Source organism: Clostridioides sp. ES-S-0006-03, assembly GCF_020662275.1.
Lineage (GTDB): Bacteria > Bacillota > Clostridia > Peptostreptococcales > Peptostreptococcaceae > Clostridioides.
On the sequence record NZ_JADGMM010000005.1, the window covers coordinates 283,742 to 304,745 of the forward strand.

Annotated in this window: 17 protein-coding genes; 12 read left to right on the forward strand and 5 right to left on the reverse strand. The window is 27.0% G+C overall.

Annotated elements, in window-relative coordinates:
* The 3 genes from IR151_RS09300 (at window position 1) to IR151_RS09310 (ending at window position 5,628) form a co-directional block, all read left to right on the forward strand.
* Window positions 1-807: a response regulator gene (locus IR151_RS09300; RefSeq protein WP_227434239.1), complete on the forward strand. Its 807-nt coding sequence runs from the start codon at window positions 1-3 to the stop codon at window positions 805-807.
* A 346-nt stretch (window positions 808-1,153) separates the two neighbouring features.
* Window positions 1,154-3,487: a diguanylate cyclase gene (locus tag IR151_RS09305; protein ID WP_227434240.1), complete on the forward strand. Its 2,334-nt coding sequence runs from the start codon at window positions 1,154-1,156 to the stop codon at window positions 3,485-3,487.
* 353 nt (window positions 3,488-3,840) lie between these two features.
* Window positions 3,841-5,628 (forward strand): UvrD-helicase domain-containing protein, encoded by a 1,788-nt coding sequence (locus IR151_RS09310; protein ID WP_227434241.1) that lies wholly within the window; start codon window positions 3,841-3,843, stop codon window positions 5,626-5,628.
* 77 nt (window positions 5,629-5,705) lie between these two features.
* On the opposite strand, the gene lepB is transcribed toward IR151_RS09310, so the two are convergent.
* Window positions 5,706-6,236 (reverse strand): signal peptidase I, encoded by a 531-nt coding sequence (gene lepB / locus IR151_RS09315; RefSeq protein WP_227434242.1) that lies wholly within the window; start codon window positions 6,234-6,236, stop codon window positions 5,706-5,708.
* A gap of 39 nt (window positions 6,237-6,275) precedes the next feature.
* Window positions 6,276-7,100, reverse strand: coding sequence for an undecaprenyl-diphosphate phosphatase (locus IR151_RS09320; RefSeq protein ID WP_227434243.1), 825 nt, complete (start codon window positions 7,098-7,100; stop codon window positions 6,276-6,278).
* Between the two features lie 255 nt (window positions 7,101-7,355).
* Here IR151_RS09320 and IR151_RS09325 point away from each other — a divergent pair, with 255 nt between their 5' ends.
* The 3 genes from IR151_RS09325 (at window position 7,356) to IR151_RS09335 (ending at window position 10,615) form a co-directional block, all read left to right on the forward strand.
* On the forward strand, window positions 7,356-8,267 hold the full coding sequence (locus tag IR151_RS09325; protein ID WP_227434244.1) for a tyrosine-type recombinase/integrase: 912 nt from the start codon (window positions 7,356-7,358) through the stop codon (window positions 8,265-8,267).
* Window positions 8,268-8,407: 140 nt separating this feature from the next.
* Window positions 8,408-9,853: an adenylosuccinate lyase gene (purB, locus tag IR151_RS09330; protein ID WP_227434245.1), complete on the forward strand. Its 1,446-nt coding sequence runs from the start codon at window positions 8,408-8,410 to the stop codon at window positions 9,851-9,853.
* 309 nt (window positions 9,854-10,162) lie between these two features.
* Window positions 10,163-10,615 (forward strand): MarR family winged helix-turn-helix transcriptional regulator, encoded by a 453-nt coding sequence (locus IR151_RS09335; RefSeq protein ID WP_227434246.1) that lies wholly within the window; start codon window positions 10,163-10,165, stop codon window positions 10,613-10,615.
* Window positions 10,616-10,702: 87 nt separating this feature from the next.
* Here the strand turns inward: IR151_RS09335 and IR151_RS09340 are convergent, their stop codons facing one another.
* Window positions 10,703-11,899, reverse strand: a complete 1,197-nt coding sequence (locus tag IR151_RS09340) for a pyridoxal phosphate-dependent aminotransferase (protein WP_227434247.1) — start codon at window positions 11,897-11,899, stop codon at window positions 10,703-10,705.
* Between the two features lie 374 nt (window positions 11,900-12,273).
* On the opposite strand from IR151_RS09340, the gene galT reads away from it, so the two are divergent.
* Together galT and IR151_RS09350 are read left to right on the forward strand one after the other, a co-directional pair.
* A complete protein-coding gene (gene galT / locus IR151_RS09345; RefSeq protein WP_227434248.1) occupies window positions 12,274-13,224 on the forward strand; it encodes a galactose-1-phosphate uridylyltransferase in 951 nt (316 codons plus the stop codon).
* A 135-nt stretch (window positions 13,225-13,359) separates the two neighbouring features.
* On the forward strand, window positions 13,360-14,112 hold the full coding sequence (locus IR151_RS09350; RefSeq protein ID WP_227434249.1) for an exodeoxyribonuclease III: 753 nt from the start codon (window positions 13,360-13,362) through the stop codon (window positions 14,110-14,112).
* 92 nt (window positions 14,113-14,204) lie between these two features.
* Here the strand turns inward: IR151_RS09350 and IR151_RS09355 are convergent, their stop codons facing one another.
* Window positions 14,205-14,981 (reverse strand): 3'-5' exonuclease, encoded by a 777-nt coding sequence (locus tag IR151_RS09355; RefSeq protein WP_227434250.1) that lies wholly within the window; start codon window positions 14,979-14,981, stop codon window positions 14,205-14,207.
* A 313-nt stretch (window positions 14,982-15,294) separates the two neighbouring features.
* On the opposite strand from IR151_RS09355, the gene IR151_RS09360 reads away from it, so the two are divergent.
* On the forward strand, window positions 15,295-17,193 hold the full coding sequence (locus IR151_RS09360) for a glutamine synthetase (protein WP_227434251.1): 1,899 nt from the start codon (window positions 15,295-15,297) through the stop codon (window positions 17,191-17,193).
* A gap of 144 nt (window positions 17,194-17,337) precedes the next feature.
* On the opposite strand, the gene IR151_RS09365 is transcribed toward IR151_RS09360, so the two are convergent.
* Window positions 17,338-18,468, reverse strand: a complete 1,131-nt coding sequence (locus IR151_RS09365; RefSeq protein WP_227434252.1) for an MGDG synthase family glycosyltransferase — start codon at window positions 18,466-18,468, stop codon at window positions 17,338-17,340.
* 189 nt (window positions 18,469-18,657) lie between these two features.
* Between IR151_RS09365 and IR151_RS09370 the strand changes: the two genes are divergently transcribed.
* From IR151_RS09370 to IR151_RS09380, 3 genes are read left to right on the forward strand one after another with little or no spacing between them, the layout of a single operon-like run.
* A complete protein-coding gene (locus tag IR151_RS09370) occupies window positions 18,658-18,990 on the forward strand; it encodes a PadR family transcriptional regulator (protein WP_009889116.1) in 333 nt (110 codons plus the stop codon).
* Complete coding sequence (locus IR151_RS09375) at window positions 18,977-19,906, forward strand: HAAS signaling domain-containing protein (RefSeq protein WP_227434253.1); 930 nt, start codon at window positions 18,977-18,979, stop codon at window positions 19,904-19,906. The genes IR151_RS09370 and IR151_RS09375 overlap by 14 nt, the downstream gene beginning before the upstream one ends.
* Window positions 19,899-20,972, forward strand: coding sequence for a DUF4097 family beta strand repeat-containing protein (locus IR151_RS09380; protein WP_227434254.1), 1,074 nt, complete (start codon window positions 19,899-19,901; stop codon window positions 20,970-20,972). Before IR151_RS09375 ends, IR151_RS09380 begins: the two co-directional genes overlap by 8 nt.
* The last annotated feature ends 32 nt before the right edge of the window (window positions 20,973-21,004 follow it).

Below are 21,004 nucleotides of genomic sequence, written 5' to 3' on the forward strand. Positions count from 1 at the left end.
ATGAATATAATTGTCGTAGATGATGAGCAAATTGCTCTTAAAAATTTGAATGAAAAATTAACATATATTTCTGGTATTGAAAAAGTTACTCTTTTTGATGAACCTAAGTTGGCGCTAGAGTATTTAAAAAGAAATTTTGTAGATATTGCATTTCTTGACATTGAGATGTACGGTATGAATGGACTAGAGTTTGCATGTCTAGCAAAAGAAATTTTACCAAACATAAATATTATTTTTGTAACTGGTTATTCAGAATATGCGTTAGATGCATTTTCAATGCATGCCAGTGGATATCTTCTAAAGCCTGTTACAATAGAAGGAATTCAGAAAGAAATAGAAAATTTACGTTCTCCTGTTGTTTTGAACCATAAGAGCCATATATTTATTCATACATTTGGTAACTTTGAGGTATTTGTAGATGAAAAGCCATTAACTTTTACTAGAGCAAAATCAAAAGAATTACTAGCTTATTTAGTAGATAGGAAAGGAGCAAGTGTGACTATTGCTGAAATTGCAGCAGTACTTTGGGAAGACAAAGAATACAATCGTTCTTTGCAAAATCAAACGCAAACTGTTATATCACATCTGATGAAAACCATAAAGGATGCAAAAATTGAATATATAGTTATTAAAAAATGGAATAGCCTTGCAGTAGATATTACAAAATTTGATTGTGATTATTATAATATGTTAAGGTGGGATATGATGGCAATTAACACATATGCTGGAGAATACATGACAAATTACAGTTGGGCAGAATTAACTACAGGTATGCTGTATCAAAAAACTTTTAATTATAATTGTTAAAGATAGATAATATGTTTTTATACAGCAGAAGTTCTTAAGTTTTTTGTTTTGTTGATGTGCTTTGGATGTGCATTATCGATTATATTAATATATTATAGGAATATTAAAAATATATAATAATAAATAAAAATTATATAATAGATTTATATTATTAAAAATGATTTAGATGAGCAATTTATATGTTTTTACATGTAATATCTATGCATTAATGTTGATTTATGAAATTTAATATTTGAAATAAAATTAAGTTTTTGAGATAGTTTGCTGATTAAAATTAATTATATTGTAAGCACTAAAAAGTTGAGAATACAATGAGCCAAAGTGATGATGAAAGAGAGGATACATGATGAAAAAAAATACACTTTTACATACAAATGTTATTGTTTGCGTTATTATTACTATTGGTTTTATAGCTACATCTGTGATTGGGTACCAATCTAATACTAATATTTTTAAAAATGATATTGAACACGTATCTACATTGGCTGCTGAAGGTATTTATTATCAGATAGATAAACTTCTTTCACAACCTATAAATGTATCACTTACCATGGCCAATGATAGTCTATTAAAAAATTTTTTAACTAGTGAGAAAGAATATATAAATGATAGGAACTTTGTTTATAAATTACAGGATTACTTAAATACATACAGAAATAAATATTCCTATGATTCTGTTTTTTTAGTTTCAACCAAGACAAATAATTATTATCATTTTAATGGACTTGATAGGACACTTAGTGCTGACAACTCAGAGAATCAGTGGTATTATGATTTTTTAAAACAGGATGAAGAATATTCATTAAATGTTGATAATGATGAGGCAAGTAATAATAGTATTACTGTATTTGTAAATTGTAAGATAAAAGATGATAATGGATCAACTATGGGAATTATTGGGGTTGGATTAAAAGTTGACTCATTACAAATGTTACTTAAAGAATATGATGAAAAGTTTGATGTTGTAGCACGTCTAATTGATGATAAAGGATTTGTTCAATTATCATCTGAGGAAACAGGCTATGAACATGTTAATTTATTTGAAGACGAAAGTAGTAATTTATCTGCTTCAAAAGATTTAATCTTGAGCAATAAAAAAGAACAGAATAGTTTTTGGAATTCATCAGAAAAATTAAAAAGTTATGTTGTATATCAGTATATCCCAAGTTTAAAATGGCATCTTGTTTTGGAAAATGATTTGACTACAATGAGTAGACAACTTCAAATACAGTTTTTAAAAGGGATTGCAATTATAATTTTAATTATAATGTTTGTACTTTTTACAATTACACGTGTGCTTAAGAAATACAAGCAACAAATAATTAATCTCAGCTCTTCTCAGAAATTAGAATATCAAAAGTTATTGAGTAAATCTACTGAAGATCTCTATGAAAATATTTTTGAGATTGATGTTACTAATAACAAAGCTGGTTGTGAAGATGCAAATCGATATTTTAAAGAGTTTGGCTTAAGTCTTAGCACACCATATGATGAAGCACTCTATATAATTGCTAAAGGGCAAATTAAAGAAGAGTATGCACAAGGTTATTTAGATACATTTTTACCTGAAAATGTTCTTAAGTGTTATAATAGTGGAATCAATAACATAAGTTATGACTTTTTAATTAAAAGAGATGAAGAAAATTATCATTGGATGAGGATTACTGCCAGAATTTTCTTTTGGACATCAGATGAATCTGTTCGCATGATTTCTTATCGTGAAAATATAGATGAAGAAAAAAATAGAGAATTGTTGCTTCTTGAGCGTTCACAACGTGATTCTCTTACTGGTCTTTATAATAAGGGAGTAACAGAGGACTTTATTAGTACATTTTTAAAAAGTGATAAAAATCAAAATTCAGAACATATTTTTCTGATTTTTGATATTGATGATTTCAAAAATGTAAATGATAGATATGGTCATGCATTTGGAGATTTTATTATAAGTGAATTTGCATTAGAATTAAAGTCTCAATTTCGTGAAGATGATATTGTTGGGCGTATTGGTGGAGATGAATTTGTTGTGTTGATAAAAGATTTCAATAGCAGTAATTATGTAATTATGGATAAATTAGAGCGTTTTTGTTCTAAGATTAACCAGAAACGTTTTGCTGAACATGAAGAATTTTCTATTTCATGTAGCATTGGTGTGGCAATATATCCTGAGCATGGCTGTAAGTATTCTGAACTCTATGAAAAAGCAGACCAAGCACTTTACTATACAAAGGGTCATGGAAAAAATTCTTTCCATATTTTTGGGGATGATTCTATTGATGGTATAGCATTTAATATAGACACTAGAGATGTAAAGTTATTGTTGGAGATGTCTACTGATGGTATTGCAAAATTTGCTTGTATGGAAAATTTGAAACTACTTTACTTTAATCAAAAAATGCTTGAGTTTACTGGTTATTCAGCTAGAAATGTTTCATCCAAAGATTTTGATGTACTTTCACCTATATCACCAGAGGATTTACAGGTTGTACTTGATACACTGAATAAAGCAATACCTAAGAGAGAAACTTTTGAAGTGATTTTTAACTTCCGTCATATAGATGGTCACTATTTCCCTGTGAGAATGCAAGGTAAGTTTTTAAATGAACTATACCAAAATCGTTACCCTGTTTTTTATGCAGTTTACACAGATATATCAAACTTTAATGTTTTTTTAGGAAGATAATTTAAATAAAACCTGCTAATATGAATGGATTATTTTTTAGCAGGTTTTAAAATTTTTTGTTCGTTAATTTTTATATAATTAAGTAATATAAGTCAATAGTTAAAGAAATTTTACCTTTTTAGAGTAGATTTTATTTATTATTTAAAAAAATAATTCTGAAGTTTATTTTGTCAGTGCTTATCATAAAGAATTTTATATTTATATATATCTATACTTATTGCAATTTTTCTTTAATAGTTTTGTATTTATTTGTACTTATTTTGAATTTGTTTACGAAATTTGCCTATAAAAAGTATATATAAAAATATAGTTTAAAATGGTATAATTAGTTATAACAGAAGGAGGTAATATAAGTGAGCCAATACATAAATATAAACTCTCAGTTAGACGCCCTGAAATTGAAAGAATTCGAGAAAGTATTTTACGAAAATATCAATAAGGACGTTAAAGTAGTGCCAAAAGTTACTCCTTTTAAAGGAATAAATACTGACTTGTTGTATGTAAAAGATGGAAAAATTTTATTTATAAAATTTATGGATACAACAGAAGACATATATTTTATTTTGGAAGAAGAGTTACTTGAAGTTATGCATGAGGAATATGAGCTTTTGAAACTAAAAATGGGACAAAAGAATAGAAATATAAGCTATAACTATGTTTACATTATGCCATATGTTGAAGTAGACGAAGCTTATGAGTTTGAAGAATTTGTGAATAATAATATAATAGATAAAAATAAGCTTCAAGATATAATGGCTAGTGCTTCACTGGATGAATATCTTAAGGAAAAAAATGATGAAATAAATTTAAATTTATTTTTATTAGATATATGTTCAGAATACTATATAATAAATGACACACTTCACCTAAACGAAAAATTTAAAAAAATTTCCTTCTATAATGATGACTATAAGTATACAGCAACTATGATGGAAGAAATTCAAATTAAAGATGCTATTTCTATTAAATATGGAAATACACTTATTGAAGGCGGTTCTGGTATAGGAAAAACGGCAAATATGCTTTCTAGAGCTATAAAACTGGCAAAAGTATATCCACATCATAAGTTACTAATATTTACACATACAAAACAACTATGTAATGAACTTCGAGAAAGAATAGAATTATTATATAAAGACAATAACAATTTAGAAGTTCATACATTTAGTTCCTTTATATTTAAATTAGCTAAAAAATATAATCTAATTATTGACTATAATATGTTAAAAAATGATTATGAAAAAACATTTAATAATCTTGTAAAGCAAGCACAAAACATTATAAAGAATAAAAATATGTTTAAGGCTATTTTTATTGATGAAGCAGAAAGTTTTTTAGATTATGAAATAGATTTTATAAGAGAGTTTTTATATAAAACAAAATTCATATTTAATGTGTATTCTTGTAACTCTTTAAATATCTTTAATAGACTAAATATATTTAGGAAACTATACAGCAATATAGAGTTTGATGATAAAATAATATTAAATAAAAATTATAGGCAAGCTAAAGAAATTGTTGATTTTACAAATAATTTTTCCAATAATTCTAACGCTTATATTAATGAATTAAGACCTAATACAAAGTTTAATACTTTTTTTAATACAAAAGCACTTAGAGGTGGTAATAAGTCGGTTGATATAATAAAAGTAAGTGATTTAGATGACCAAATAAGTTCTGTAATATGGGAAATCGAATATTTAATAAGCAAAAAAGGTCTTGATTATTCTGAAGTTGCTATTGTATATCCTTATAATAAGAAGAAATTAAAAAGTGGAAAAACTATTTATTTTCAATACATGTTAAAAAAGGCATTAGAAGAAGCACAAATTCCTTATATATGCGCAGAAGATAACTTAACAAACATAAGTAAGAAGATAGGAACGACAATAGCAAATATATATACAATAAAGAATTTAGAATATAAAGCGATAATAATATGTGAGTTAGAAATGTTGTATAATCAAACAATAAATGATACAGAGCAAGATTATCAAGTAAATGACTTTGTAGGTGATTTAAATAAGGTTTATTTGGCTATGAGCAGGGCCACTGACTATCTAAGTATAGTAACAACCTTTAATGAAGATGCAAGTGATATAATAAGAATTATTACAGAATCAAAAGAAGATAGGGAATAAAACATATTTTGAATTCAAAAAATTAAAAGAGACTGAATTGTGTAGAATAAATATTACCAACTCAGTCTCTTATTTTTTTAACTTACTTTTCCAATATTATCAAAAGGTAATAACCTTACCATGACCTTACCAAGAATTTCGTCTTCATCAACCATACCTACATCTGGGAATCTACTATCATTACTATTTTCTCTGTTATCACCCATTGCAAATAACTTTCCTTCTGGAACAACTGTGTCTATATCTCCAGAAGTATAATTATTATGTATATATGGTTCGGTTAGTAATTTGCCATTTACATATACTTTAGAATTTGATATTTTTATACTGTCACCTTCAGTAGCTATAACTCTCTTTATTAAATCTTTTTTCTTTCCAGTATCTCCATCAACTAAATTAGTTTTAAAAACTACAATATCACCTTTTTCAGGTTTACCAACTTTATATGATATTCTATTTAAAATTAGATAGTCTTTATCATCTAAAGTAGGATACATTGATTCTCCACTAACAATAGAAGGTCTTATAAATTGTAATATTACAAATGCAAGTACAATAGCCATGGCTATTGACTTAATCCAATCAAATATTTCCTTTTTAACACTCATAATTTTTCTCCTTATCATTTGTCATTAAATTAAAATACTCTAGAATAAAAAGAAATAACCAAGAACAACTATACCCAAAATTATTCTATAATAGCCAAAGACTTTGAAATCGTGTTTTTTGATATAATCCATAAAAAACTTAATAACTACGATTGAAACTATAAAAGCTACTACAGAGCCAACACCTAAAATAAGCCATTCAAATCCAGTAAATCCAAACCCAGCTTTTAAAAGTTTTAATGCACTAGCTCCAAGCATTGTAGGAATAGCTAAGAAGAATGAAAATTCTGCTGCTACGTATCTAGAAGTACCAAGTAATACTGCACCGATTATAGTTGAACCAGATCTAGATGTACCTGGAATAAGAGCTAGACATTGGAATAAACCTATACAAAGAGCTAGTTTATATGTAACTTGAGAAAAATCTTTATATTTTGGTCTTTTATTTCTATTTTCAAGTCCTATCATTATTATACCATATACAATAAGAGCAATTGCAACTACTGTTGAATTGAAGAATAATCTGTCTATATCATCCTCAAACAGTATACCAATAACTCCAGATGGTATAACTGCAATTATAACCTTAAGCCATAAGCGAACTGTTTCTTTTTTTTGTTTAGTATTTTTTGCACTATCAAAAGGATTTAACTTCCTAAAAAATATAACAAGTACAGCCAATATTGAACCAAATTGAATTACAACTAAAAATGTATTTATAAATGTAGATGAAAAATTCAATTTTATAAATTCATCAACTAATATCATATGCCCTGTACTACTTACTGGTAGCCATTCTGTAATTCCTTGAACTATTCCCAAAATGACTGCTTTAAAAACTTCAAGCAAACTAAATGTTTCCAAATTTAAATACCTCCAATACAAATTTATAGTAGCATATTTTATTCAAAGATTAATAAAATATGCCATCTTTTACTAACTTATAATACCATAGTACTGTGTAGTGCACAATGGAAGATTGATATTTTCATAAAACCTTCATAATTTAAAATCATAAACTTGAAACTTGTCTATTGAATAAGGGGTATATATGAGAGGGAAATATATGGTATAGTAAAAGTATAACTATTTTATTTTATGAAAAGGAAAGGAGTTATTATGTATAGTACGAAAATATTGGATGATTATGAGTATGAAACTTTTAATGTTTTTTCTACAAAATTAAACCCAAATACAAAACACGATTATTTATCAAAGGTTATGTTATTTAAAGAGTTTCTAAAAGGAAAGGAATTAATTTATGTAACAAAAGAAGATTGTAAAAATTTTGTGGACTATATACAAACCAAATATGCAAAATCAACTTGTGAAAAGATATATAGTTATTTACATAGTTTTTACAACTTCTTAAAAAAAGAAGGATATATAGATATAAATCCATTTAGACATGTAGAAAAACCAACAGTAACTAGAATAAAGACAAAGGATGATGTTTTAAGCATACAGGAAATAAATAAGCTTATAGGTATTTTGCCAAAACTGAATATAAGAGATAGAGTGATAATAGTCTGTCTAGTTACTACTGGGTGTTTATTAAATGAATTAGTTAGCTTAAAGTGGAAAGACCTTATGGTAGATGAAAACGATAACTCGTATGTTAGACTAGGAAAGGGAAGAAAAGAGAGAGTAGTAAAGTTACATCCATACTTTTTTAGGCTTTTAGAAGACTACAGAAACTATTCTGGACTTCCAGAAGTAATAATACCTAATGATGATTTTATTTTTACAACTCAAAAAAGCAATTCTATAACAGATAGAAATGTCAGATTGATAGTAAAAAAAGCATTAGATTTAGCAGGACTTTCTCAATATTCAGCAAGAGACTTTAGACATTCATTTGCAGCAATAAGTTTAAGACTTGGGGCAGATGAGAGTGACGTAAAAAATCAACTTGGCTGGAGTGATAAATACTATGCAATTAGGTATAAATATGTATTGAATTTTGTTGATAGCGAGATTGTGGATTATTTAATTGAAAAAGATAATCTAGATATAAATAAAAAATATTAGCACATAAAAAATAATCTATATAAATATGAACAAAAAATAAAAAAGCCTTGTTATAGTTCGTAAAATTATATATAATTATTTATGTACTAATATGTACATAATAACTATACAACAAAAGATTTAAGGAAGGTGCTAATATAATGATAGATAACAAATATACTACGTACTCAAATCCGCTTACAGATAGATACTGTAGTAAAGATATGAGTTATATATTTTCTCCACAATTTAAATTTTCTACATGGAGAAGATTATGGGTTGCTCTTGCTGAAGGCGAGCATGAGTTAGGAATCAATATAACTGAAGAACAATTAGATGAGTTAAGAGCTAATATAGATAATATAAATTTTGATGAAGCTAGAAAAATAGAAAAAGAAGTAAGACATGATGTAATGTCTCATGTAAAAGCGTATGGTTTACAATGTGAAAAAGCTAAAGGAATCATTCATTTAGGAGCAACATCTGCTTATGTTGGAGATAATACAGACGTTGTACAAATGAATGAAGCACTAAAACTTTTAAGAGTAAAGCTTGTAAATTTAATAAATAACTTAAAAGAATTTGCACTTAAGTATAAGGATATGCCAGCTCTTGGTTTTACGCACTTTCAAGCAGCACAACTTACAACAGTAGGGAAAAGAGCTTGTTTGTGGGCTCAAGATTTAATTCTTGATTTAGAAGACTTAAATTATAGAATAGACAATATGAAATTAAGAGGAGTTAAGGGGACTACTGGGACTCAAGCAAGTTTTTTAAGTTTATTTGAAGGAGACCATGAAAAAGTAAAAGAGTTAGATAAGAAAATCTGTAACAAAATGGGATATAGTTCTTCTTATGCAGTAAGTGGACAAACATACACTAGAAAACTGGACTATCAAGTAGTAAGTGTATTATCAGGAATAGCTCAAAGTATGCATAAAATGACTAATGATATAAGACTTTTACAAAGTCTAAAAGAATTAGAAGAGCCGTTTGAAAAAAATCAAATAGGTTCATCAGCAATGGCTTATAAAAGAAATCCAATGAGAAGTGAAAGAATAGCTTCTTTATCTAAATATATAATATCTGAATCTATAAGCCCTGCAATGGTACAGGCTACTCAATGGTTAGAGAGAACATTAGATGACTCAGCCAATAAAAGATTAGCTATACCTCAAGCTTTTATGGCAGCAGATGCTATACTTGAAATAGGTATAAATGTAACTGATGGGTTAGTAGTATATGAAAATATGATAAATAAACGTGTAAATGAAGAACTTCCTTTTATGGCTACAGAAACAATACTTATGGAAGCTGTAAAAAGAGGTGGAGATAGACAGGAATTACATGAGATAATAAGAGAATATTCTATGAAAGCTGCTTATAGAGTTAAACATGAAGGTAAAGATAATAATTTAATTGAGCTTATAATGAATGATGATTCATTTAAAATGAGTAAGGAAGAAATATTATCTATAATGGACCCAAAAAACTTTATAGGAAGAGCTCCAGAACAAGTTGTAGAATTTGTAAATGAAGTTGTAGAACCAGCTATAAAAGATTATAAAGAAGATTTAGGAAAAGTAGATGTGGATTTAAGAGTGTAAGTTTTATAGATAAAATATAATTAAAAATGGCTATCTTATTTATAAATAAGATAGCCATTTTAATGGGCTAGCGTCTGCTCTTCACCGCTGTGAAGAGTTCTTCCTTATTTACTATATCATGAATTTAATAAAATAGCTATATAAATAATATTTAATCAGAGAAATATTATTAAAAATAAGAAAAACAATAAGATTACTAATTAAATTTAATCATTATTTAAAAACTATTGTACTTGCAATATTTTTAATGTAAACTGAAATAAGTTAGTTAGATAATTTAATAAATTTTAAAACAACTGAGGTGATTGTATGAAATACGTAGTAAAAGATACTATAAGTTTTTTGGTAAAAACATTTCCGAAGATTTATTCTAGCTTATATTTAGAAGACCTAAAAAAATTCGCACCAGACTATAATGTAAATAAAACACAATTAAGAGCATTAGTATTTATAAGAAATTATGGAGTAATAAGCATGACTGATTTATGCTCTAAATTAAATATAGAAAAAGGCAGTCTAACTAGTATGGTAGATGATTTAACAGAAAAGAAATATGTAACAAGAAAAAGAGATTTAGTTGATAGAAGAAAGTATTTAATTGATATTACAGAAGAAGGAGATAAGATAGCTTCTGATTTTATGGATAAATTGAGTGATGGATTAGAAGAGAAGCTTTCTAGACTAACTGAAGAAGATAGAAAGAACTATCTAGGAGCAATAAATACTCTTCAATATATATTAAATAAAGACGAATTTAGATAGAAAACTATGAAAAATCCCCTTTTCAAATATTGGTTGAAAAGGGGACTTTTTATCTGATAAAATTTACATAAAGTAAACTTTTAAAATTTATTTGTGTAAAGCTACATATTGCTCTAAACCTTCTTTTAATAATGTAGCAGCTCTATGAAGGTCAGTTTCATTTAGGATGTAAGCTAATCTTATTTCGTCACGTCCTAAACCTGGAGTAGCATAGAATCCTTCAGCAGGGCAAACCATAACAGTTTCATTATTTTTACTGAACTCTTTTAACATCCAGATTGTGAAATCTTCTGCATTTTCAACTGGTAATTTAGCAACTATATAGAATGCACCAGTTGGTTTTTTACATATAACACCTTCAACTTTCATTAATTCATTGTATAATACGTCTCTTCTTTTTTTGTATTCTTCATTAACTTCTTTGAAGTAAGAAGCTGGAGTTTTGTATAATTCAACAGCTCCTATTTGTTCTAATGTAGGAACACAAAGTCTTCCTTGACACAATTTAAGTATTTGAGCTATAAGACCTTTATTTTTACAAGCGATAGAACCAATTCTAGCACCACAAGCACTGTATCTCTTAGAAACACTGTCTATTATTATAACTCTGTCTTGTACACCTTCTAAGTTACCACAGCTAGTATACTCAAGTCCATCATAAACAAATTCTCTATAAACTTCGTCTGCTATTATCCATAGATTTTTTTCTTTAGCTATTTCAGCTAGGATATTAAGTTCTTCTTTTGTATAAATTGCACCAGTTGGATTTCCTGGGTTAGAAAGAATTATAGCTTTAGTTCTATCATCTACCTTAGAAGCTATTTCTTCTTTTGATGGAAGGTGGAAACCGTTTTCTGCTTTTGTTGTAACAGCATTAACTTCCACGTTTACACATTGACCAAATCCATTGTAGTTAGTATAGAATGGTTCTGGAACTAATAAATTATCTCCTGGGTCACAAACAGCCATCATAGTGAAAAGTAAAGCTTCACTACCACCATTAGTCACTAATAATTCATCTTTTTCAAAATCCATGTTGTAAGTTTTGTAGTAATTTTGAAGTGCTTCTAATAATTCTGGAATACCTTCAGAAGTAGCATATTCTAAAACTTCGCTATCAAAGTTTTTAACAGCATCAAAAAACCCTTGAGGAGTTTTTATGTCTGGTTGACCTATATTTAAGTGATATACTTTGATTCCTTTATCTTTTGCTGCTTGTGCAAATGGAACAAGTTTTCTGATTGGAGAGGCTTGCATTGCACTAACTCTGTTTGAATAATTCATTTTAATACCCCCTATTTAATTTAAATACGTATATTGTATTATGTAAATTGTATATTGGAATACAAGACATCTTTACAAGATAATAATAACATACTTATAGGTAAAAATCATCAAAAAAAATTAATATAGCTTTAAAATAAACTTTTAACAAATTACAGTGAAACACTCGTATTTATACTAATAAATTATATGTACATAAACTTATTTATAGTATGATAATATATGGATATATTAGTTATAATTTTTTTGTATTAGAAAATTAAAATACCTAATACTAAATATGTAAAATTATAAAAAATATTATAAATTTATTTAACAGATACAATAAATATCATATAATTATATTAAAGGCTATTAACTAAGAGGTGTTAATTATGAGAGAATTAAGAATAGATCCAATTACTAATGATGTTGTTATATTTGCTACTGATAGGCTGAAAAGACCATTAGATACAATTGATGTACCAAATGATGAAGAAGAAACGAATGAATACGATGAAGGATGCCCATTTTGTAAGGGAAATGAAGCTTATGCAACAGATACACTATTTGAAATAAAAGGTGATGAAGGTTGGCTTGTAAAATCTATATATAATAAATTTCCTATAATTGATGATTTGGCAAGAGATATATATGGTATTCATGAGGTAATGATAGAAAGCAATAAACATAACAGCAGTTTTTACAATATGAATCAAAAAGAATTTGAAGATGTTTTTTTTATGTATAGAAATAGATTTAAAGATTTGTCGAAAGATGACAAAGTAGAATATGTGAGTATTTTTAAAAATTTCTTGAGAAAGGCTGGAGCATCTTTGATGCATCCACATGCTCAAATACTATCTATGTCTTTTATTCCACCTGAAATTACAAATGAATTGTTGGTTTCAAAAGAGTATTATGATAGTAATAAAAGCTCTTTGTATAATGACTTGGTAGAAAATGAAATAAGTTTAAATAAAAGAGTGGTTTATAATGGAGACGCTTTTTTAGTGATTATACCATATGCAACTAAGTACAGTGGAGAAGTAAGAGTAATATTTAAAGACAACATAAAGTTTGATGAATTAACAGATAATAATGTAAAAGAGATTTCTATGATATTCGAAAAGTTATTTAAAAAATTATATAATATAAATGGGTATATGCCATTTAACTTATGTATCCATACTCATCCAACAAAAATTGAAACAAAATCATACTTTAATGTCCATATGCACATAATACCAAGAAAGTATAACCTTGGAGGATTTGAACTTGGAACAAATATGTATGTTTCTTCAATGAATCCTGAAGAATTAACAAAAAAATTAAAATTTGATTAAAGTATGTATCTTTTAGGTATTAAAGAAATAATGATTTTAAAATAAATTTATAGTATATTAATGTTAAAATAAAAACAAATAGAAAAATAAATAAAAAAACTAATAGAAAATTGCTATTTAGATGAGGAGTGGAATATGAAATTTATATCGTGGAATGTCAATGGGATAAGAGCGTGTGTTGGGAAAGGATTTTTAGACTTTTTTAGAGATATTGATGCAGATATATTTTGCTTACAAGAGACTAAATTACAGGAAGGGCAAATAGAGTTAGATTTGCCAGGTTATTTTCAGTACTGGAATTATGCAGAGCGAAAAGGCTATTCAGGTACTGCTATATTTACAAAAAAAGAGCCTTTAAAAGTAATGTATGGAATAAATATAGAAGAACATGATAAGGAAGGTAGAGTTATAACTTTAGAATTTGAAGATTTTTATTTTATTACTGTATATACGCCAAATTCTCAATCTGAATTAAAGAGATTAGAATATAGAACTAGATGGGAAGATGACTTTATAGATTATTTAGTTAAATTAGATAATCATAAGCCTGTAATAGTGTGTGGAGATATGAATGTTGCACATAAAGAAATAGACTTAAAAAATCCTAAAAACAATACAAAGAACGCAGGTTTTACAAAAGAAGAAAGAGAAAAATTCTCTAAATTATTAGATAGTGGATTTATAGACACATATAGATACTTTAATCCTGATAAAGAAGGAGTGTATAGTTGGTGGTCATATAGATTTAATGCAAGAAAAAATAACGCTGGATGGAGAATCGATTATTTTTGTGCATCTAAAAAATTAGAAGATAGATTGACAAATGCAAATATACATACTGAGGTATTGGGGTCAGACCATTGTCCAGTAGAATTAGAGATAATATAGAAGTTTAATCAGGATAAAAATTGGGCTGTAGATGTAAATTTAAAGTTAATTATTCTTTTAATCTACATGCCTTTTTTTAACCTAAATAAATTTCACTTATTTTTTCTTTGCTTAGAGTTTTCTAATTCAAATTGATTTGTTTTTCCCATGTTGTAAGCTAAATTAATAATTTTTTTCTCATCTTTAGTCAAATCACGATTTAGAATTTTCTTAAACTCATCAAATAATTTATCATAGTCAACTCTTTTTTTATTAGAATACTTTATAGATTTAGATTTAATATTTGTATACACATATATATCAGGTACTATGCTTGGATTATATATCTTAATAAAAACCTTCGCTGTATAATATGCATCATTTAAAGCGTTGTGATAAGACATTTTTTCATCAAGTTCCAATATAGAAATAGCATTTTTCAAGCCAATACTTTTTCCTGCTGGATTATTAAAATATTTAGATGCATGTTGTTGAATATTAATATAAGACTTAGGTAAAATATCTGATGCTAGCTTATGATAATTGATATTTCTGTATAACTCCTTTAAATCTCCAACCCCCCAAACACATAGTATAGGGTCGTGTGATGCTATGAATTTTATGAAATTGTTGTAAACCTCAGGAAAAGTAGGTGAATCGTTAAAATCAGAGTCTTTAATATTGGTCATACGACTAATAAAAGGGTGCATTGCCTTGTATAGTGTAGGTTTAATATAGCTATTAAATGTATCTACTATATTAAATTTAGAATCCAGTTTAATTGCTCCTATTTGTATAATTTCAAAAGGACATTTTTCATTGGACACAGTTTTATTGAGTTTTTTGTCAAATCCTTGGTTGAATTCCAAATCGAAAATTATGTATTCCATAAAGTTTATCTCCTAAATTTTTGTATTATTACTAGTATAGATTATATTATAAGCTAAATTAAATTTTTAAACAAAAATACTTTTATTTTAGTATACCCCATATTTATAAAAATGTTAAACTATTGTATGTATAATATTTTTCCAAGAAAAAATATTGCGAACTTTTTGTACTTGATATATAATAATATAAATAAAAACACGAATAAAACACGAATATTTTGCAAGAAAAATTCATAAATATAAGGAAAAATGAATTTTATCTTGTATATTTAATAAAATAAAATTTACACAAAAATCATAGGAGAGTGAAAAGATGGAGAGTTTATTATATGTAATAGAGAAAGATAAGCATACCAATGAAGAAATAAGAGAAATCCTAGAGAGCAATAAAAACATAAGGTTCGTTTCTTTAATGGGAGTTGACTTAGGAGGAAATGCAACAGATGAAAAAATTCCTGTAGAATTATTTTTAGAGGATATAGATAAATTCTTAGAATCAGCTATACAAACTGATGGTTCAAGTGTTGAACTTTACAATATAGCAACATTGAATAATGCAAAAGTAGACTTAATGCCAGATAAAAGTTGTCATTGGTATGTAGATTACAATATGGAATACATAGATGAAGAAGTAGGGTTGCCTGTAGGAACATTAAAGATACCTGCATTTCTAATACACGATAATAAAAAAGTATGTTCTAGGGGAATTCTTCAAAAAGCAGATAAATATTTTAAGAAATCTATGTTTGAAATATTTAGAGAATATCCACATGTAATAAACAATATAGGAATAAACTCAGTAGATGATATAGAAGAAATAATGTTAACAGCAGCTACAGAACTCGAATTTTGGGTTAATACTCCTGAAGATAAAGCTGACTTAGAAAAATTATATGTATCACAAAGCTTAAAAGAACAATACTGGAAAAGAACTCATGGTATTATAAGAACTTGTCTGGAACAAAGTTTAATAATACTTCAAAAGCTAGGTGTAAGCCCTGAAATGGCTCATAAAGAGGTTGGGGGAATTCAAAGTTCTATAAGTATAGATGGAAAAACAAACCATGCTATGGAGCAATTAGAGGTTTCTTGGAAGTTTTCTACACCACTACAAGCGGCAGATAATGAATTATTAGTAAGAGATGTTATAGAAGATGTATTTACATCGCATGGATTAGAAGTTACATTTAAAGCAAAGCCAATTCATGGAGTTGCAGGAAGTGGTGGTCATACACATGTAGGAGTAAGTGCAAAATTAAAAGATGGAAGTATAAAAAACTTATTTGCTCCAAAAGATTTAAAAGAAGACTATCTAAGTGAATTAGGGTATGGAGCTCTTATGGGACTTCTTTATAATTATGAAGTATTAAATCCGATTGTAACAGCTTCTAATGATGGATTTAATAGACTGGTTCCTGGATTTGAAGCACCTGTATGTATAGTTACATCTTTAGGTCATAGTTATGAAATGCCATCTAGAAATAGGTCGGTACTTGTTGGGTTAATAAGAGATATAAAGAATCCAAAAACTGTAAGATTTGAATTAAGATCACCAAGTCCTCTATCTAATACTTACCTAGTAATAGCAGGATGTTATCAAACAATGTTAGATGGTATAAAAGCAGCAGCTAAGAGTGGACTTAGTACTAAAGAACTAGAAAAAGAATTATCTAAAAATGTGGGAGAAGAAAGTTTCTATTTAGAAAAAGACAGAGCATATAGAGATGAAAATGATGTATTTGAACATTATAATTTAGAAGAAAGAAATGCAAGATTTGGAACACCTCCAGCAACAGTTTATGAAAATATGAAAAACCTAGAAATATATGCTTCTAAATTAAAATCTTTAAAACAAGGTGATGTATTTACTGATAGTATAATAGAATCATTTAAAGTTGGGGCAATAGATAAGTGGCAAAAAAAATTAAAAACTAGAATAATAGAAGCTGGAATTCAAAAGATAAGAAGTATTGTAAAAGTACACACAAAAGAAAATATGGATGCACTTGATGAAGTAGTTTGGAATTCAATATCAGACTTAAAGTTTAATATTATGAAAGATACTTTAACTAGGGAATCACTATTTACTAGAGTAAGAGAGGCTGTAGAAAATAAAGATTATCAAACTGCTTCGGATTTACAAATAGAACTAAAGAGAAGCATGGAAGAAATACAACAATTATATATGCAATACAAGAAAAATATATATTAAGATAAAGTAGTAATAATTTGATTTTGATGTTATAAAGGCAATTAAGTATGATTAAATCATTTTGAGTTAAATCTCAAATGTAAAAACCATACTCAATTGCCTTTAATTTTGGATTTTAAGTTTTACAATAAAATTAATATAAAATTAATTATATTGATTATCTATTAATTCTGATATATAATCAGCAATTTCATCTGGATGAATGACTGTTTTAAACTCTTCTAGATTCTTTTTCATAAAATTTATTATAGAATCAAACTCATTTGATACTAACTTATAAAATATGTTTTTTAGGTCTAGGTCATCACTATAAATCATTCCAAGTCCTTTATCTATTATAAATTTAGCATTTTCAATTTCTTGACCAACTTTTGGCATTTTAACAAGTACTGGAGTTTGAGACTGGATTGCTTCAAATATAGTTGCTCCTCCAGGTTTAGTCAACATTAAGTCACATTCTTTTATCAGATTGTACATATCATTTACAAATCCAAGTACTTTTATATTTTTTAGAGGTTTTTTATGAGTTAAATTATCATATAGTTTTTTATTTTTACCTGTAACTATTGTAATCTCTATGGAATTAATATGTTCTTCAATGAAGTCATCTATCCAATGCATAAAATCCTCATCTATATCAAATAGACCTCTTCCTCCACCCAAAAGCAATAGCCTATATTTTCCATAACAAGGTTCTTTACTTTCAATCTGGAATCTCTTATCTACAGGAACACCAGTAACTTTTATGGAATCTGGACTTATTCCTTTTTGAAAAAATCTATTTTTTATCTCTGGAGATGGAACAAAATATAAATCTGTATTTTCAAAAACCCATTCCATACTGTCTACAACATCTGTGATAACTGTCAATGTTGGTATATTTATATCAGGGTTTTTTATCTTGAAATTATTTACACAAGCAGCAGCTAGTGGAAATGTAGAGATAATCAAATCTGGATTTATATCAGAAATATACTCAGAAAGTTTAGGTGTATATAATTTATGAGAGAAATCATGTCTTGAGTCAAACGATTTCTTAAAATAATAATAATAATTATATAATCCAGGAGTATATTTTGTATTGTTTTCATAAAGCTTCACCATAGGCTTATTCATCATAGGTATACTTGCATTTATAAAGTTTTGTATAACAACATTGTAATTACTATATTTTTCCATGATACATTCTTTAACTGCTTTTGCAGCACTTATATGACCAGCACCAAATTGAGCTGTTAAGATTAATATAGTTTTATCTTCTTTTGTTTTAGACAATTTATCACCACTTTCATAAAATATATCTGATTAGAGTATTATACATTTACATAAGAATTTAATCAATAATAATATTAAAAAATAACTATTGTGTAAAACATAGTACTGTGTTATTATAAAAACATAAGAAGTTTTAACATAGTACCTTGTAAAACACAATACTGTGTATTTAAAGAAAGGATGGAGTATATGAACACACAATTTAGAAAGGGTGTCTTAGAAATTTGTGTACTTGCTCTAATATCTAAAAAAGATATGTATGGATATGAAATAGTACATAATATTTCCAAAGTAATAGATGTAAATGAAGGAACGATATATCCTATTCTAAGAAGACTGACAAAAGATTTGTATTTTGAAACGTATATACTAGAATCTAATGAGGGTCCTGCTAGAAAATACTATAGAATAACTTCACTAGGAAAAGAAAACTTATCCAATCTGATGGAAGAGTGGAGAGAATTTGTAAAAGCTGTTGAGATTTTAATAAGTGAAGATGAGGGAGGTAATGAACTTGAATAAAACTGAGTTTCTGGAAATTTTAAAGGATTATCTAAAAAAGGATTTTTCTGAGAGCGAAGTTAATGATATATTGAGAGATTATGAAGAATATTTTGTAGATGGGATTATAGAAGGAAAGAGTGATATGGAAATAATAGCATCACTTGGTTCACCAAAATCTATAGCAAGAGAACTTATTCTACAGACAAAAGAAAAAAACATTGAAGATGAAAAAATAATAAACACAGATATTTTAAATGATAAGTTTAGTAAATTCAAGTTAGATATGAAAAAGGGTTATTCTATTTTAAAAGATGAAGCTAAAGAAAAGTACAATAAATCGAAAGAAAGAGTAAATGATAAGCTTACTCCAAGTATAGAAGAAGGTGTCGGAGGAGTATCTAGAGAAGCTATAAAGATTTTATTAGTATTTTTATCCTTATTATTGATTATTCCAGCATTTGCATTTGTATGTGCTATTATTACAGTTGCTATTGGGTTAGTATGTACATTGATTGCTTTTGTCATATCAATTCCATTTGTGATTAAATTTATTTCAATGGTTCCAGATGTTACAATGTTTTGTATATTTGCGACTATAGCATTTATAGGTTTAGAGATACTGGCATGGCAAATTTTACTGTTTGTTATAAAGTTAGGTAAACAATTGTTAGGCAGTTATATAAATTGGATAAAGAGAAAAAACATTTATATAAATGCAAATAAAAAGATGGAAAAAAGAAATAAGGATACTTTAAGTGAGAAAGATTTAAATAAAGATAGTAATGAAGATTTATATGATGATTATTGTAATATAGAAAAAGAAGAGAATATAAAGGAATCTGATAATTACAACGATGATAGTATAAATTTTGAGGCAATGTATAAAGATTTTGAAGAAATAGATGATAAGAAAGGAGAAGATAAACATGAATAAGAAACTTGCCATATTTGCTGCGGTTTTATTGGTAATAGGTATAATTGGAACAACATGGTCAGGGATTTTAGTTATGCCAAGCTTAATAAACTTTGGACTCGAAAAAGAAGCTGAATTCAAAAAGGAAAATAAACTTTATCAAGAAAAAGTAAATATTGACAAGTTAGATGTATCTGTTGGCAATATAAATGTTACGATAAAGAGACATTCAAGTGAAGATGTACGTGTGACAACAAGAGGAAACAATGAATTTTACAAATATAATGTAACTTTAAAGGATAAGACATTAGTTGTAAAAGGTGAAAGAAAATATGAAAATCGTGTTAAAAAAATTAAAAATTTTGACCAATTATTCAATACATCTATAAATAATATGTTTTCAGGAGATTATAGGGAAATAGTAATCTATGTACCAAATAATGTAGATATAAATGTATCAAGTGTAGATTCATCTTTATTAGTATATGATAATGTAGCTTCAAGCAATATAACATATAAGACTTCTTATGGAAGATTTGAGAGAGTTATAACTGAAAATAATATAAATAAACTAGATACATTAAACTTAATATCTAGCAATAATCTTGAATTATCTACAAAATCAGTTTTAGGTGTTAAAAACGTAAATATAGAAACAGAATCATTAGATATATCTTCAGAATATGAAGACATATTTGTCAATAATGTAGAACAATATATACCTGAAAATATAAATATAAAAGAAAAAATAGGTAGAAATTCACATTACGATAACAACTTTAGCATATATTGTGATTTTCCAATTGCTAAAAATTTAGATATAGAGGTTCCAAATTCTAAAGTAAGTCTTAGTCTACCAGTAAATAAGTATAAGTTTAATTGCGATATAAAATCTAAAGAAAGAATAGAAGAAATTAATGATGAGTCAGAAGAATACAATGATAGTTCAATTGAATATGAACACAGTGAAGAAAATCATAACGCATATAAAAATATAAGAGAAATAAAAGGGCTTTTAAATGAAAACTTGTCGAATTTAGAACAAGAGTATACTATAAAAATAAATTCAAATAAATTAGAAATGTAAATAATTCATTACTATAATTAATAAATTGACCT

Bases quoted from the DNA above. Each gene is read 5' to 3' on its own strand.
- IR151_RS09355 (WP_227434250.1), bottom strand. From the start codon at position 14,981: ATGGAATACATAATTTTCGATTTGGAATTCAACCAAGGATTTGACAAA.
- IR151_RS09380 (WP_227434254.1), top strand. From the start codon at position 19,899: ATGAATAAGAAACTTGCCATATTTGCTGCGGTTTTATTGGTAATAGGT.
- purB (WP_227434245.1), top strand. From the start codon at position 8,408: ATGATAGATAACAAATATACTACGTACTCAAATCCGCTTACAGATAGA.
- galT (WP_227434248.1), top strand. From the start codon at position 12,274: ATGAGAGAATTAAGAATAGATCCAATTACTAATGATGTTGTTATATTT.
- IR151_RS09360 (WP_227434251.1), top strand. From the start codon at position 15,295: ATGGAGAGTTTATTATATGTAATAGAGAAAGATAAGCATACCAATGAA.
- IR151_RS09300 (WP_227434239.1), top strand. From the start codon at position 1: ATGAATATAATTGTCGTAGATGATGAGCAAATTGCTCTTAAAAATTTG.
- IR151_RS09325 (WP_227434244.1), top strand. From the start codon at position 7,356: ATGTATAGTACGAAAATATTGGATGATTATGAGTATGAAACTTTTAAT.
- IR151_RS09375 (WP_227434253.1), top strand. From the start codon at position 18,977: ATGAACTTGAATAAAACTGAGTTTCTGGAAATTTTAAAGGATTATCTA.
- IR151_RS09305 (WP_227434240.1), top strand. From the start codon at position 1,154: ATGAAAAAAAATACACTTTTACATACAAATGTTATTGTTTGCGTTATT.
- IR151_RS09370 (WP_009889116.1), top strand. From the start codon at position 18,658: ATGAACACACAATTTAGAAAGGGTGTCTTAGAAATTTGTGTACTTGCT.
- IR151_RS09335 (WP_227434246.1), top strand. From the start codon at position 10,163: ATGAAATACGTAGTAAAAGATACTATAAGTTTTTTGGTAAAAACATTT.
- IR151_RS09350 (WP_227434249.1), top strand. From the start codon at position 13,360: ATGAAATTTATATCGTGGAATGTCAATGGGATAAGAGCGTGTGTTGGG.
- lepB (WP_227434242.1), bottom strand. From the start codon at position 6,236: ATGAGTGTTAAAAAGGAAATATTTGATTGGATTAAGTCAATAGCCATG.
- IR151_RS09340 (WP_227434247.1), bottom strand. From the start codon at position 11,899: ATGAATTATTCAAACAGAGTTAGTGCAATGCAAGCCTCTCCAATCAGA.